Origin of the sequence: Rhizobium oryziradicis (genome assembly GCF_001939045.1) — a bacterium.
Lineage (GTDB): Bacteria > Pseudomonadota > Alphaproteobacteria > Rhizobiales > Rhizobiaceae > Allorhizobium > Allorhizobium oryziradicis.
In genome coordinates this window covers 499,001-512,464 of record NZ_MKIM01000028.1, presented here as the reverse complement: position 1 = coordinate 512,464, position 13,464 = coordinate 499,001, and the positions used below count along the sequence as shown (strand labels likewise).

Below are 13,464 nucleotides of genomic sequence, written 5' to 3'. Positions count from 1 at the left end.
TATCGGTGTTTTTATAAAGCCCCCTATTGACCTCAACTTAAGTTGAGGTTCTACAAACACGATCAACCCAAACCAAGTCTCCCAGCACAGTGTGACGCGGAGGTAAAAGAAGGAGTTGATGCATATGATACCGATAACGGGGCTGTATGAGACCCACCTGACTGTTTCCAATCTCGACAGGTCAATCGATTTTTATCGAGATGTCGTGGGTTTGGAATTCGCTCACAGAATACCAAACCGCGATGTTGCTTTTTTCTGGGTTGGTGGACGGGACCGGTCGATGCTCGGCCTTTGGTCTATTCACAGTTCACCCGTGCAACTCAGGCTCCACATCGCATTTCAAACCACTCTTGATCAACTCCTTCTCTCTCCGGACTTTCTCCGATCAAAAGGCGTTGTGCCTCGGCGTGGCGGAAGCAATGAGGAGATCGATGAGCCGGTGGTGTTTCCCTGGATGCCAGCCGCAAGCGTTTATTTTAACGATCCGGATGGCCACTCCCTCGAATTTATATCTCTTTTACCCGAAAGCCCGCGACTGGACATCAGTGGCACGGTAACATTTGTGGAGTGGCAGCGGATGAATAGCAATATTGAGGTCTGAATAAAACGATAACGCCGTCGCAAAACCAATTTTGCGACGGCGTTCTGCACCATTTCAAATATCCGGCGTTTATTCGGGCAATTTCCGCACAGCACCCAAATCCGCGCTTGTTGCAAAGGCGGCATAGGCCTTCAACGCCGTTGTCACCTTGCGCTTGCGCACCTCCGCGGGCTTCCAGCCAGCCGCATCTTGGGCCACTCTACGGGCTGCGAGTTCGCCTTCCGAGAGCATCAGTTCAATCGTGCGGTTTGGAATGTCGATGGCAATGGTATCGCCGTTACGGACCAAACCGATGGTGCCGCCGTTGGCAGCTTCGGGTGAGACGTGACCGATGGACAGGCCCGATGTGCCGCCAGAGAAGCGGCCGTCGGTGATCAGGGCGCAAGCCTTGCCGAGGCCCTTGGATTTCAGGTAGCTGGTTGGGTAGAGCATTTCCTGCATGCCCGGACCACCCTTTGGTCCCTCATAGCGGATCACCACCACGTCGCCAGCCACCACTTCGTTGCCGAGAATTGCTTTTACGGCCGAATCCTGGCTTTCATACACCTTGGCAGGGCCGGTGAATTTCAAAATGCTTTCATCAACGCCTGCGGTTTTAACGATGCAGCCGTCCAGAGCGATATTGCCCTTCAGCACGGCCAAGCCGCCATCCTTGGAGAATGGCTTTTCAACCGAGCGGATGACCCCGGTTTCGCGGTCCAAGTCCAGCTCATCCCAGCGCGATGATTGCGAAAACGCCACCTGCGTTGGCACGCCGCCGGGGGCTGCGCGGAAGAATTCGCGCACGCTCTCAGAGTTGGTGCGGGTAATATCCCACTGATCGATGGCATCACCCAGCGTTGGTGCATGCACGGTTGGGCAATCGCGGTTGATCAAGCCACCACGATCCAGCTCGCCGAGAATGCGCATGATGCCGCCTGCGCGGTGTACGTCTTCCATATGCACATCCTGCTTGGCAGGGGCCACCTTGGACAGGCACGGTACGCGGCGCGACAGCTGGTCAATGTCATCGAGATTAAAATCGATCTCGCCTTCATAGGCGGCAGCCAGAATGTGCAAAACGGTGTTGGTAGAGCCGCCCATGGCAATATCCAGCGCCATAGCGTTTTCAAACGCCTGCTTGGAGGCGATGGTGCGCGGCAGTACATTTTCGTCGTCCTGCTCATAGTAACGGCGGGCCAGATCAACGATCAGATGGCCAGCCTCCACAAACAACCGCTTGCGGTCGGAGTGAGTAGCGAGCGTAGAGCCATTGCCCGGCAGGGACAGGCCCAGCGCTTCCGTGAGACAGTTCATGGAATTGGCGGTGAACATGCCAGAGCAAGAACCGCAGGTGGGGCAGGCCGAACGCTCGATAGTGGCCACATCTTCATCGGAAATCTTGTCGTCAGCGGCAGCAACCATGGCATCCACGAGGTCAAGGGCGACCTTCTTGCCATGCATCACAACCTTGCCCGCTTCCATGGGACCGCCAGAGACGAACACAGTTGGAATGTTCAGCCGCAAGGAGGCCATCAACATGCCGGGGGTGATCTTGTCGCAGTTGGAAATGCAGACCATGGCATCGGCGCAATGGGCATTGACCATATATTCGACCGAATCCGCGATGATTTCACGCGATGGCAGCGAATAGAGCATGCCATCGTGACCCATGGCGATACCGTCATCCACGGCGATGGTGTTGAATTCCTTGGCAACACCGCCAGCCGCTTCAATTTCGCGGGCAACCAACTGGCCGAGATCTTTCAGATGCACATGGCCGGGCACAAATTGCGTGAATGAATTGACCACGGCAATAATCGGCTTGCCGAAATCGCCATCCTTCATGCCGGTTGCGCGCCAAAGGCCGCGCGCGCCTGCCATGTTGCGGCCATGAGTCGTGGTTCTGGAGCGATAGACGGGCATGGGTGTCACCTCGAAAGCTGGTTTTGTCGCACAACGCTGATGGAATAGATCACGCGCGCGGGCTGGTTTTGAATTTTTCTAGGTCAAATGAGCGTTTATGTCACTATCAGCAAGGCCGAAAACGGTACTGTTGCGCGTGCACAGGAATGTGAAGCGCAAAATACGGAAATTTTGAAATCCCCTGTAACATTTTCAATCCACCGACCGTACTTATGCGTAGAATGCTTTTATAGCTGATAGGGAGCAAACCGACCATGGCCGTATTTCGCCCGCCTCACATTCCCGCCTCCGAGATCACGCCGCAGGGCGTTTATCTGTCTCGCCGCACATTGATGGGCGCTGCCGCAGGCACATTGGGGCTTGCTATTGCAGGCGATGCCCTTGCAGCACCACTTACAGGCAAGCCAACGGCCTATAAAGTTCCAGACAAGCTGACGCCGAAAAAAGATGTGACCACCTATAATAATTTCTACGAATTCGGCACGGACAAATCTGATCCCGCCAACAATTCGGGCAAATTCAAGCCGACGCCGTGGACGGTGGAAATCGGCGGGCTTGTGGCCAAGCCGCAGAAAATCAGCATCGAAGACATTATGTCGTCTTTCACCATGGAAGATCGCATCTATCGCATGCGCTGCGTTGAGGCGTGGTCCATGGTCATCCCGTGGATCGGTTTTCCGCTCTCAGCCCTGCTGGATAAGGTCGAGCCCTTGGGCAGTGCCAAATATGTGGCGTTTGAAACCGTGGTCCGGCCCGATGAAATGCCGGGGCAAAGCGGCTTTTTCCAATCCATCAACTGGCCTTACGTGGATGGTTTGCGGCTGGATGAGGCGCGCAATCCGCTGACGATTCTCGCAACCGGCCTTTATGGCGAAACCCTGCCAAATCAGAATGGTGCGCCACTGCGCCTCGTTGTGCCATGGAAATACGGCTTCAAGGGCATCAAATCGATTGTCAAAATTACCCTCACAGAAAAACAGCCGCCCTGCACCTGGAATATTCTTGCCCCCAATGAATATGGCTTCTATGCCAATGTGAACCCCAAGGTCGATCACCCCCGCTGGAGCCAGGCCACCGAGCGGCGCATTGGCGAAAGTGCAGGCCTGTTTGGTGGCGCGCGCATTGATACCCTGCCCTTCAATGGCTATGGCGAACAGGTGGCTGGCCTTTACAAAGGCATGGACCTGACGAAGTTCTATTGATCATGGCTGATTTTAAACTTTCCGCCCGACAGAAATCGCTCAGCATCTGGGCGCTTTATGCCATCGGCCTACTCCCCGGCCTCTATGCCTTTTACCTCGGCATCTTTGGTGGGCTGGGGGCTGACCCCGTGCGTGAGTTTGAGCACCGCCTGGGCCTTTGGGCGCTGCGCTTGCTCTGTCTCGGTTTGGCGGTGACACCGCTGCGCGATCTGTTCAAGGTCAATCTCATTGCCTACCGCCGGGCACTGGGGCTTTTGGCGTTTTACTATGTACTGGCGCATTTTGCCGTCTATCTGGCCCTGGATCGCGGTTTGATTTTCTCGTCGATTTTGGGCGATATTCTCAAGCGTCCCTATATTATGTTGGGCATGTTGGGGCTGGTTTTGCTCATTCCGCTGGCGCTGACCTCCAACCGCTGGTCAATCCGCAAGCTGGGCAGCAAATGGAACACCCTGCACAAGGCCAGCTATATCATTCTTGCCGCCGAGTTGTTGCATTTTGTTCTTTCGCGCAAATCCTTCACGCTGGAGCCCGCAACATATACGGCCATTGTCCTTGTGCTGTTGGGCTATCGGTTGATCCGCCCGAAAATCATGGCCGCAAAGCGCAAAAATTCTGCAAGGATGCGGGCAACATAACCACCCGGTTGGGGCAAGGTCGGGACGTTACCACCACGGGCAAACGTGCATGGAGACATACCGATCTTGCCAACCCTGCTGGACGCCCAAACCCTATACGATAACGATCAGCCGCAAGCGGCTGTTGAGATACTATCGAGCTTGATTGCCTCCCATTCCGGGCCTGAGGCTGCCAGGCTTTTGGGCGATGCTCTGTTGAAAATGCAGATTTTGGATGGGGCGGTGCAAGCATATCAGTTTGCCGCAGAGTGCGCGCAGGAGCCAGAACGCAGCGACCTACTGGCGCAAGCCGCATTTGTTGCGCTTGATGCCAATCGCTCGCCAGCGGAGCCGGAACAGATAAAACAATATGTGGCGGCCCTTGCTGCAAGCTCTGTCATCATCCATCTGCAACGGGCAGCAGAGATTTTGCTAGGCGATCCGCGCAATCCACTCGTCTTGAGTGTTTTGCAAAAACTGCGAAAATTACAGCCTAACGACAATTATGTTCGACTGACACTGTTGCGGTTGGCGCGCGAACATTGTGACTATGCGATCCTGAAAGAAGAGGAGCCATTGCTTCGCGCCGAATTGCTGGCCGGTCAAACCGATTGCCTTGCTGAAGAACCGCCGCACAGCAGCATTATGTGGGAGGAAGATGAGGCACTCAACCGCCTAGCCGCCTCCATCGGAAGCATCACGCCAATAACCCCACAGATGCAGGCCCAGCGCCGCAATCAGCCGCATCAATGGGGCGATAAAATCCGCATTGGTTATCTCTCCTGCGACCTATGGGACGACCACGCCACCATGCGGCTGTTTCGCAGCGTGTTGACCGCTCACGACCCGGCCAAATTCGACGTGACCTTGTTTTGCTACACGCCAGAAAAACTCTTGGGTTTTGATCTGGGCGGGCGCAAGGATTGGGGCAATATTATCAGCATCGAGGCGATGAATGATGATGAGGCGGCATCCAGTATTCGCGCAAAAAACATAGACATTCTTGTGGACCTAAAGGGCCACACCCGCGGAACACGCTCGCAACTGATGAACAGGCCGCTGGCCCCCGTGCATGTGCAATGGCTGGGCTTTCCCGGCACCTGTATTGAGGTGGATTGCGATTATGCCATTGGCGATCGCTTTGTGCTGCCGGCGTCTTCAGCACCGCACTATCACGAAAAATTCTGCCGCCTGCCAGAATGCTATCAGCCCAACGATCCAATCCACCGTCCGTTGCCGCTTGCTGCCAAACGCACAGCGCTTGGCCTGCCTGCGGATCGGGTGATCATTGCGGCTTTCAATGCGCAAAAGAAAAACTCTCTTACCACAATGGCGCTCTGGGCAGAGGTGTTGAAAGCCAACCCCAAGGCGCTGCTATGGCTGATGATTGATGGCAACCACGCCCGCCAATCCACGGCAGCCCATTTCAAGACGCTTGGCATCAAACAATCGCAACTGCTGTTTGCGCCAAAGATGGCCTATGCGGGCCATTTGGCGCGGGTGCAGGCCGCCGATTTTGCCATTGATACCTTCCCTTGCAATGGCCACACCACCACGTCAGACATGCTCTGGGCTGGTTTGCCGGTCATCACCAAACGTGGCGGCAATTTCGCAGCCCGCGTGTCGGAAAGCCTACTGAACGCCATGGGCCTCAATGATTTGGTGGCAGATGATGACGCGTCATTTGTGGAACTGGCCAGTGCGCTGGTCCAAAATCCGCAAAAGCTTGCAGATTTGAAAGCCCATCTGAATGAGCAACGCTTTCAATCGCCATTGTTCGATTCTGAGCGCTTTTGCCGTCATCTTGAACGAGCCTATGACATGATGATTGAGCGGGCAAAGGCCCGACAAGCACCGGACCATTTTGATGTGCCAGTGCTGCCCGCCCGCCAAGGCTCTTTTCACTCTCTTCGCGCTCAGAGTGCCTCGTAGGCAAATCGGTCAAAATCAGCGGGTGTGCCCTGCCCGGTTAAATCAAAGGCGAAAACGCCTGCAAAGGCACCGGTGAACGAACCATGCTCACCACGACCGCCTTCATCGGAAATCACGCCCGCGTCCAGTGCCTCGCCAATATCTTGCCAATCATCAGCACCAGCAGGCTTCCAGAAGAAATGCAGGTCGTTATCAACGATCTCCATCGCCAGATCCAGTGCGCCTTCCGGCACGGAAATGCCCGATCCGATGGGAAACACCAGCTTACCTGCGGGATAATCTCCGGGGCAGGACAAAATGGTCAGCGCCCTGCCCAGCGTTTCATGCCAGGTCACCGCCAAGGCGTGCAGCTTATAGCGATTGTAATAGTGCGTGAGTCCTGCGACCTGCTGGTAGGTATCGGGCACAAATTCTATGCGCGTTTCAGCACGAAACCTGTGGTGCTCTTGTCTTCGCGCCACCAAGGCCTGCTCAAACCACGCGCCAATGCTTTCACGGCCAAACAACCGCAAAAATCCGGACCGCTCGGTGGTTGAAAAAATCCGCTCTGGCTCCGGCGTGCGCAACCATTGAAAATCCATTGGCAGCTTTGCCTGATCAAACAGATAGTCAATCCGCTGCGGCTTGAATTTGCGCTCGGTTGGCACCGGCGGCGTGACTTCCACGGCGGGCACTGGTGTGCCGTCAATCAAATAAAGCCAGTCATCCTTCCAGATGCATTTTTGCAAGCCGGTTTCGCGTCCCAGCGTACACCGTCGGTAAGGTGACAATGGGCGGCCTAGCAGATGGGTGTGATAGGATTGACCATCAGAAGTTTCAACATATTGGCCATGGCCAGCGCGCTGAAGCGGTGCTTTGGGGCTGTCTTTCGAGGTGATCAGATATTTTTCCGGATGGGTTTCATACGGCCCTTCCAGGGTGCGCGAGCGCGCCATGGTGACGGCATGGTCATAGCCAGTGCCGCCTTCTGCGGTGGTGAGATAATACCAGCCATTGCGCTTGAAAAGATGCGGCCCTTCCACCAGACCAAGCTCGGTGCCGCGATAGATATTATGCACAGGCCCAACCAGCTTTTTGGTGGTCGCATCCCATTGCTGCAACAAAATGCCATCAAAAGCCGTATTATCGCCCTCGGTATTATGCGCCTCAGGCCGATGGTTCCAATGCATGTTGACGAACCATTTGCGGCCATCATCATCGTGAAACAGCGATGGGTCAAAACCAGAGGAATTGACATAAACCGGGTCCGACCATTCGCCCTCAATGGTGGGGGATGTGACGATAAAATTGGGTGCGTCTTTGAAGCTGCCATCGTAGCGCTTCACATCGGTATACACTAGCCAGAACAGCCCATCGGCATAGGACAGGCAGGGTGCCCAGATGCCGCAGCTATCGGGATCGCCACGCATATCGAGCTGGCTTTTGCGCTCCAGCGGACGGCGGATCAGGGTCCAGTTGACCAGATCGCGTGAATGATGGATCTGCACGCCGGGATACCATTCAAACGTCGATGTCGCGATGTAATAATCATCGCCCACCCGGCAGATCGACGGGTCCGGGTTAAACCCCGGCAAAATTGGATTGATGATCATGGTTTCTCCTCCCAGACACAAAACAGACCCCGCGCCACAATGCGGCGCGGGGAAACATCAAAATCAATCCCGCTCGGCTGACTTGGCCCACAGATTGATGTCGGCTTCCTTGGCGTAAACATTGATTTCAGCCAGTTCCGCATCCGAGAAATCGCGGTTGTCGAGCGCTCTCACGCAATCTTCAATCTGCGAAACCCGGCTGGCACCAATTAGCGCCGAGGTCACACGCCCGCCACGCAGCACCCAGGCTATGGCCATTTGCGCCAATGTCTGGCCGCGCTTTTCGGCGATGGTGTTGAGCTTGGCGATATTATCAATAATCTCAGGGCGAATGAATTCCGTCTTCAGCGACTTGCTTTGCGCAGCCCGGCTGCCTTCTGGAATGCCTTGAAGATATTTGGTGGTCAACATGCCTTGCGCCAAAGGCGAAAACACAATGGAGCCCATGCCAACATCATCCAGCGTATCCAACAGCTTGTCGTCTTCCACCCAACGATTGAGCATGGAATAGCTTGGCTGATGAATAATCAGCGGCGTGCCCAGACCCTTCATAATCTCGACAGCCTCACGGGTGCGCTGAGAATTATAGGAGGAAATACCGACGTAAAGGGCACGACCTGACCTTACGATATGGTCCAGCGCACCACAGGTCTCTTCCAAGGGCGTGTCGGGGTCAAAACGGTGCGAATAGAAAATATCGACATAATCGACACCCATGCGCTTCAAGCTCTGATCGCAAGACGAGATGAGGTACTTGCGGCTACCCCACTCCCCATAAGGGCCGGGCCACATGTGATAACCGGCCTTGGATGAAATCACCAACTCATCGCGCAAGCCGTGAAAATCTGTCTTCAGGATTTCGCCAAAGGCAAGCTCGGCCGAGCCGGGCAGCGGGCCGTAATTATTGGCAAGATCGAAATGGGTGATGCCGAGATCAAAGGCCGCGCGGCACATATCGCGCTTGATCTGATGCGGGGTATCGTCACCAAAATTATGCCAGAGACCCAGCGAAATGGCCGGAAGCTTGAGGCCGGTTTTGCCGCAGCGATTATAGGTCATTCGCTCATAGCGATTTTCAGCCGGTTGCCAGCTCATGGTAATCTCCCTTTATTGGTGATGGGGCGATTGGTCTCGCCCCATCGTCAAACACCTACTTTAACAAGGCACGCGCTTCTTCTACGCCAAGTGCAGCAGGTTGGGTACATGTCGTAGAAAGTGTAATGAACTCGCCAGTCGCGCCAGACTTGAGAATGGCCGTCATCACATCCACACCATGCAACACCCGATCGAGCGAGCAGCGCGCGTCGCGCCCTTCCAGAATGGCCAGTGCCATATCGGCAAGGCCCGCTGTGCGGTAATTGGCGCGTGGACCTTGCTGGCTCTCTTGATTGTCAATGCCAAACGGATGATCCCACACTTCGAGCGGCTTGATCTCCTTGTTGCGGCCCGTTGCCTCAACAACCCCACCAAAGAAATTCGGGTCCGGCACAAACAATGAACCTTCGGTGCCGTAAAGCTCCATATTGGCATGGCGATGGCACCAGACATCCCAACTGGCCGACAGCGTGATGGTTGCACCATTCACAAACTCCAACAGCGCATGGATGTTGGTGGGCGTCTTAACCGGAATGCTCTCGCCATTGCGTGGCTCGCTGGTGATGGTGCGGGTCTCACTTGCCATGGAGGTCAGCGCGCCAACCCGCTTCACCGGGCCAATCAGGTTGATGAGATTGGCAATGTAATAAGGCCCAAGATCAAGAATCGGCCCGCCACCAGGCAGAAAGAAAAAGTCGGGGTTGGGGTGCCACATCTCCATGCCGGGGCTCATCACATGGCAGGTGCCAGAGGTGATGCGGCCAATGCCACCCTGATCAATATATTGGCGGGCGAGCTGATGGGAGCCGCCCAAGAACGTATCCGGTGCGCAGCCGACAGACAGGCCCTTTTCCTTGGCAATCCGGCGCAAATCCTCACCCTGCTCAAGGCTCAACACCAGAGGTTTTTCAGAGTAAACGTGCTTACCCGCCTCCAGAATTTGCTTTGAGACCGGATAATGGGCATCTGGAATGGTGAGGTTGACAACCACATCCACATCCGGATTGGCCAGCAATTCCTCTACCGTTTGCGCTTTCACGCCAAACTCTTCAGCCCGCAGCTCGGCTGCATTCATATTGATATCGCTGCACGCCACCACTTTGATGCCCTTGAACAAGGGTGCCAGGGTGAAGTAAGCCGTCGAGATATTGCCGCATCCGATGATGCCGACACCAAGTTCGCGTTCCATATTGGAAAACCTCATTAATATTCTGAAATCAATAGGATTTAAAGGAAGCAATTGAGCGCGTAATCAAACGATCAATATCGCTTGGATTGTCATGCTCGACCACATAATGATCGACATTGAATTTGCCGAGCGTGCCAACAAGCCCCTTCCAGTCAACGGTGCCGTGCCCGACATCGGCCCAGCCATCCTCATTGGTATTTTCACCTGCAGGGGCAATGTCCTTGACGTGAACAGCCGTGATGCGCTTGCCATAGCTTTCAATCCACGCAAACGGATCAGCCCCGCCGCGCACCACCCAGGCAAGATCCGCTTCCCATTTCAGACCGGGGCCACCTGCAAAAATCTGCTCTTGCGGCGTCGAGCCATCCGACAGCGTGGCAAATTCAAAATCATGATTGTGCCAGCCAAAGGTCAGGCCGGCCTCCACGAACGGCTTGCCAGCCGCTTCCAACCGCTGACCAAAAGCAAACCAGTCAGCCGCATCACTGGGGCGCTGGTCAGGCAGCAGATACGGGCAATAGATCGCCTTGATGCCGAGTGAATCGGTGATTTCAAACACCCGTCCGGTGTCATTTTCCAGCATATCAATGCCGAAATGGCCGGTTGGCATGGTCAGACCGTTTTTATCCATATCGGCCCGCAGCGCCTTGAGACCGGCTGCATCCAGATCGCCATACATACCGCCAAAGCCTTCAACGTGGCTGTAGCCCGCAGCGCCAAGTTTTTCCAAAATGCTAGAGTAGGGCTGAAAATTGCGCGCACTATACATTTGAAATCCAAGCTTCGTCATCGGTATTCCTCCTCAAATGGGCCCCGTGCCTCCCACGACACCGGGGCAAAACATCTCAACACTCTTGCCGCAAACCAATCAGCCGCCAAGCGATCAGCTTGACGCCTGACAAGAATAAAGATCGTAAAGGGTAAACTCAGGAACAGTCTCGGACGGCAGGCGCATGGATGGCGTAAAGATCACCCGCCTTTGCGCACCCGCCGTCAGGTCAAATGCGTTGTCGCTGTAGCGTCCAGCCGTTTTGCTCTCGATCATCACAAACAAGGCTAGGCCTCGGGCGCTGACCAAAAGCTCAAAAGAGCCATCGTCCGTGGGTTTCACATCGAGCGTAAGCCCTGACGGGGCGAGGTCGAGCGCCTTGTAGGTGCTTGCGCAATGATGCCCCTCGCCGCTCATGCCGTTAGAGGCCGAAAACTCCCAGGCAATCAGCGTATCATCCGCAATATCGCTGACGTTGAAGGTCGTCAGCGTTTCAGCCTTGTCAGGTCCGCACACGCCGCGCGCTGTGGTGAGTTCCTTGCGTTCTCCATCCAATGTCAGCGAAAACAGCGTAAGATCGATATGCACGGCGTCGGCTGTGTCATTCACCATGGAAAAACCAAGTGACGTGCCATCCGCACTTGGAATAGCAGCAACAGCCACCGGCTGAAAGAAACGCCGGGTCATGTAATGCATGGCCTTCCAGCCACCGCCGTAATCCAGGCTTGCCCAGGACGCCACCGGCCACGTGTCGTTAAGCTGCCAATAGAGCGTGCCCATACAATGGGGCTTGAGCGAGCGCCAATAGTCTACCGCCGTCTTGATCGCCAACCCCTGCTGGATCTGGCTGAGATAGACAAAATTGGCAAAATCTTTTGGAAAGCGGAAATAGCGGAACATAGTGCCGGCAATGCGCTCATTGCCGCCTGCGTTTTTCTGGTGCAACTCAATCACCGGCGAGGCGATGTTCATGTCCTTCGCCTCTGCAAAACTCTCAATCACCGGCAAGGATGTGTAAGACTGAAATCCGAACTCGGAGCAAAAACGGGGTTTGACGCTGCGGTAATTGTCAAAGCTCTTGTTTTCGTGCCACACGGACCAGTAATGCATATCGCCAGAGCCATCGGCATGCCATGCATCGCTATAATCCAGATAACCCGATGCCGGGCTGGATGGCCACCACAGACCTTGCGGGAAGGCACGTTTCACGCCCTGCTCTATCACCCGGTTCAACCGATCATAGGCCACCAGATAGCGATCGCGATTGTTGCGACTTTCCTCAAACCATGTCAGCGCGCCCACCAATTCATTGTCGCCACACCACAGCGCAATGGATGGATGCGATGACAAGCGCCGCACCTGATACTCTACTTCATGGCCGACATTTTCCAGAAAATCCTCGGTGCAAGGGTAAAGATTGCAGGCAAACATGAAATCCTGCCAGACCATCAACCCCATCCGGTCGCACAGATCATAAAACCAATCCGGCTCATAAAACCCGCCGCCCCAAACGCGGATCATGTTCATATGGGCATCAACAGCCGATTGCAGCAGATCTTGCGTTTTCTCCTGCGAAGATCTGGAAAAAACCGCATCTGCCGGAATCCAGTTGGCACCCCGGCAGAAGATTTCCCGGCCATTGACCTTAAACGCAAACCGGCTGCCAGCCTCATCGGTATCGGTCAAAAGCTCAATGGTGCGGAGGCCAATCTGCTTTTCCACCTTTTCCCCGGGCACTTCAACGCTCAGGCTATAAAGCGCCTGCTCGCCGCTGCCCGCAGGCCACCACAGACGTGGGTTTTCGATTTCAAACACATGGGTGATGCGTGTTTCACCGGCATTGATGCCGCAATCCAGCCGAACGCGCTCCTCACCAAAGGTGATATGCAGCGGTGTCACGGCTGGCTGGCTGGCAAATACCGTTGCCTTGACCGTCAGCGTCACCCGCCCATCGCTGTGGTGATGTTGCTCTGCCTCCACATGCTCAATGCGCGCGGGATCAAGCTTGCGAATGGCAACAGTGCCATAGAGACCAAGCGGCGCAATGGCAATGTTCCAGTCCCAGCCAAAGTGGCATTGCGGTTTACGCAGCATATTGCCATTGGGAATCGGCGAATTTCCGGTGGAATAAGGCACGTAAAACGGTAGGCGCGCCTGCCGTTCCTCTCCCGCTTTAATGCTGGAATGGATCAGAATCCGGATGGTGTTTTCGCCTGGCTGCAAGGCAGCACTCACATCCGGACGGTACCGACGAAAGCAATTATCCGCTGACAGCACCGGAATATCATTGATGAACACGACGGCCACGGTATCGAGATACTCAATATCCAGATACCAGTCGCCTTCGAGATGATCGATGGTGAAACTGCGGCACAGCACCCAATCGGCTTCGGCCACCCACTGCACCTGCTCTTCATTGCGCCCGAAATAGGGATCAGCAATGATCTTTGCAGCATAAAGCGCGCTATGCACGTCACCGGGAATGGTGATGTTGCAAGAATGCTCACCCGCCGATGTGGCAAGCTGCCATGGGCCGGAAAGATCGAGATTAGTTTCAGACAT

The 13,464-nt window shown here is 55.1% G+C and carries 10 protein-coding genes; 4 read left to right on the top strand and 6 right to left on the bottom strand.

What is annotated here, in order from left to right; all coding sequences use genetic code 11:
- The first annotated feature begins 124 nt into the window (after window positions 1-124).
- Window positions 125-601, top strand: coding sequence for a VOC family protein (locus BJF95_RS17920; RefSeq protein WP_083638916.1), 477 nt, complete (start codon window positions 125-127; stop codon window positions 599-601).
- Window positions 602-670: 69 nt separating this feature from the next.
- Here the strand turns inward: BJF95_RS17920 and ilvD are convergent, their stop codons facing one another.
- Window positions 671-2,506, bottom strand: coding sequence for a dihydroxy-acid dehydratase (gene ilvD / locus BJF95_RS17915; RefSeq protein ID WP_075640786.1), 1,836 nt, complete (start codon window positions 2,504-2,506; stop codon window positions 671-673).
- Window positions 2,507-2,760: 254 nt separating this feature from the next.
- On the opposite strand from ilvD, the gene msrP reads away from it, so the two are divergent.
- The 3 genes from msrP to BJF95_RS17900 all read left to right on the top strand — a co-directional run bounded on the left by msrP (window position 2,761) and on the right by BJF95_RS17900 (window position 6,257).
- A complete protein-coding gene (gene msrP, locus BJF95_RS17910) occupies window positions 2,761-3,708 on the top strand; it encodes a protein-methionine-sulfoxide reductase catalytic subunit MsrP (protein WP_075640785.1) in 948 nt (315 codons plus the stop codon).
- Between the two features lie 2 nt (window positions 3,709-3,710).
- Window positions 3,711-4,346, top strand: coding sequence for a protein-methionine-sulfoxide reductase heme-binding subunit MsrQ (gene msrQ / locus BJF95_RS17905; RefSeq protein WP_075640784.1), 636 nt, complete (start codon window positions 3,711-3,713; stop codon window positions 4,344-4,346).
- 66 nt (window positions 4,347-4,412) lie between these two features.
- Window positions 4,413-6,257, top strand: coding sequence for an O-linked N-acetylglucosamine transferase, SPINDLY family protein (locus tag BJF95_RS17900; RefSeq protein ID WP_245297361.1), 1,845 nt, complete (start codon window positions 4,413-4,415; stop codon window positions 6,255-6,257).
- Here the strand turns inward: BJF95_RS17900 and BJF95_RS17895 are convergent.
- The 5 genes from BJF95_RS17895 to BJF95_RS17875 form a co-directional block, all read right to left on the bottom strand.
- Complete coding sequence (locus BJF95_RS17895) at window positions 6,242-7,849, bottom strand: glycoside hydrolase family 43 protein (protein ID WP_075640783.1); 1,608 nt, start codon at window positions 7,847-7,849, stop codon at window positions 6,242-6,244. The two genes, BJF95_RS17900 and BJF95_RS17895, sit on opposite strands and share 16 nt — an antisense overlap.
- A gap of 63 nt (window positions 7,850-7,912) precedes the next feature.
- Window positions 7,913-8,944, bottom strand: a complete 1,032-nt coding sequence (gene mgrA / locus BJF95_RS17890) for an L-glyceraldehyde 3-phosphate reductase (RefSeq protein WP_075640782.1) — start codon at window positions 8,942-8,944, stop codon at window positions 7,913-7,915.
- Window positions 8,945-8,999: 55 nt separating this feature from the next.
- Window positions 9,000-10,133, bottom strand: a complete 1,134-nt coding sequence (locus BJF95_RS17885; protein ID WP_075641126.1) for a Gfo/Idh/MocA family protein — start codon at window positions 10,131-10,133, stop codon at window positions 9,000-9,002.
- A 28-nt stretch (window positions 10,134-10,161) separates the two neighbouring features.
- A complete protein-coding gene (locus BJF95_RS17880) occupies window positions 10,162-10,923 on the bottom strand; it encodes a sugar phosphate isomerase/epimerase family protein (RefSeq protein WP_075640781.1) in 762 nt (253 codons plus the stop codon).
- A 93-nt stretch (window positions 10,924-11,016) separates the two neighbouring features.
- The gene (locus BJF95_RS17875; RefSeq protein WP_075640780.1) at window positions 11,017-13,464 is read right to left on the bottom strand and encodes a beta-mannosidase; all 2,448 of its coding nucleotides are present in this window, start codon (window positions 13,462-13,464) and stop codon (window positions 11,017-11,019) included.

Bases quoted from the DNA above. Each gene is read 5' to 3' on its own strand.
- BJF95_RS17880 (WP_075640781.1), bottom strand. From the start codon at position 10,923: ATGACGAAGCTTGGATTTCAAATGTATAGTGCGCGCAATTTTCAGCCC.
- ilvD (WP_075640786.1), bottom strand. From the start codon at position 2,506: ATGCCCGTCTATCGCTCCAGAACCACGACTCATGGCCGCAACATGGCA.
- BJF95_RS17895 (WP_075640783.1), bottom strand. From the start codon at position 7,849: ATGATCATCAATCCAATTTTGCCGGGGTTTAACCCGGACCCGTCGATC.
- BJF95_RS17875 (WP_075640780.1), bottom strand. From the start codon at position 13,464: ATGTCTGAAACTAATCTCGATCTTTCCGGCCCATGGCAGCTTGCCACA.
- mgrA (WP_075640782.1), bottom strand. From the start codon at position 8,944: ATGAGCTGGCAACCGGCTGAAAATCGCTATGAGCGAATGACCTATAAT.
- BJF95_RS17920 (WP_083638916.1), top strand. From the start codon at position 125: ATGATACCGATAACGGGGCTGTATGAGACCCACCTGACTGTTTCCAAT.
- msrQ (WP_075640784.1), top strand. From the start codon at position 3,711: ATGGCTGATTTTAAACTTTCCGCCCGACAGAAATCGCTCAGCATCTGG.
- BJF95_RS17885 (WP_075641126.1), bottom strand. From the start codon at position 10,133: ATGGAACGCGAACTTGGTGTCGGCATCATCGGATGCGGCAATATCTCG.
- msrP (WP_075640785.1), top strand. From the start codon at position 2,761: ATGGCCGTATTTCGCCCGCCTCACATTCCCGCCTCCGAGATCACGCCG.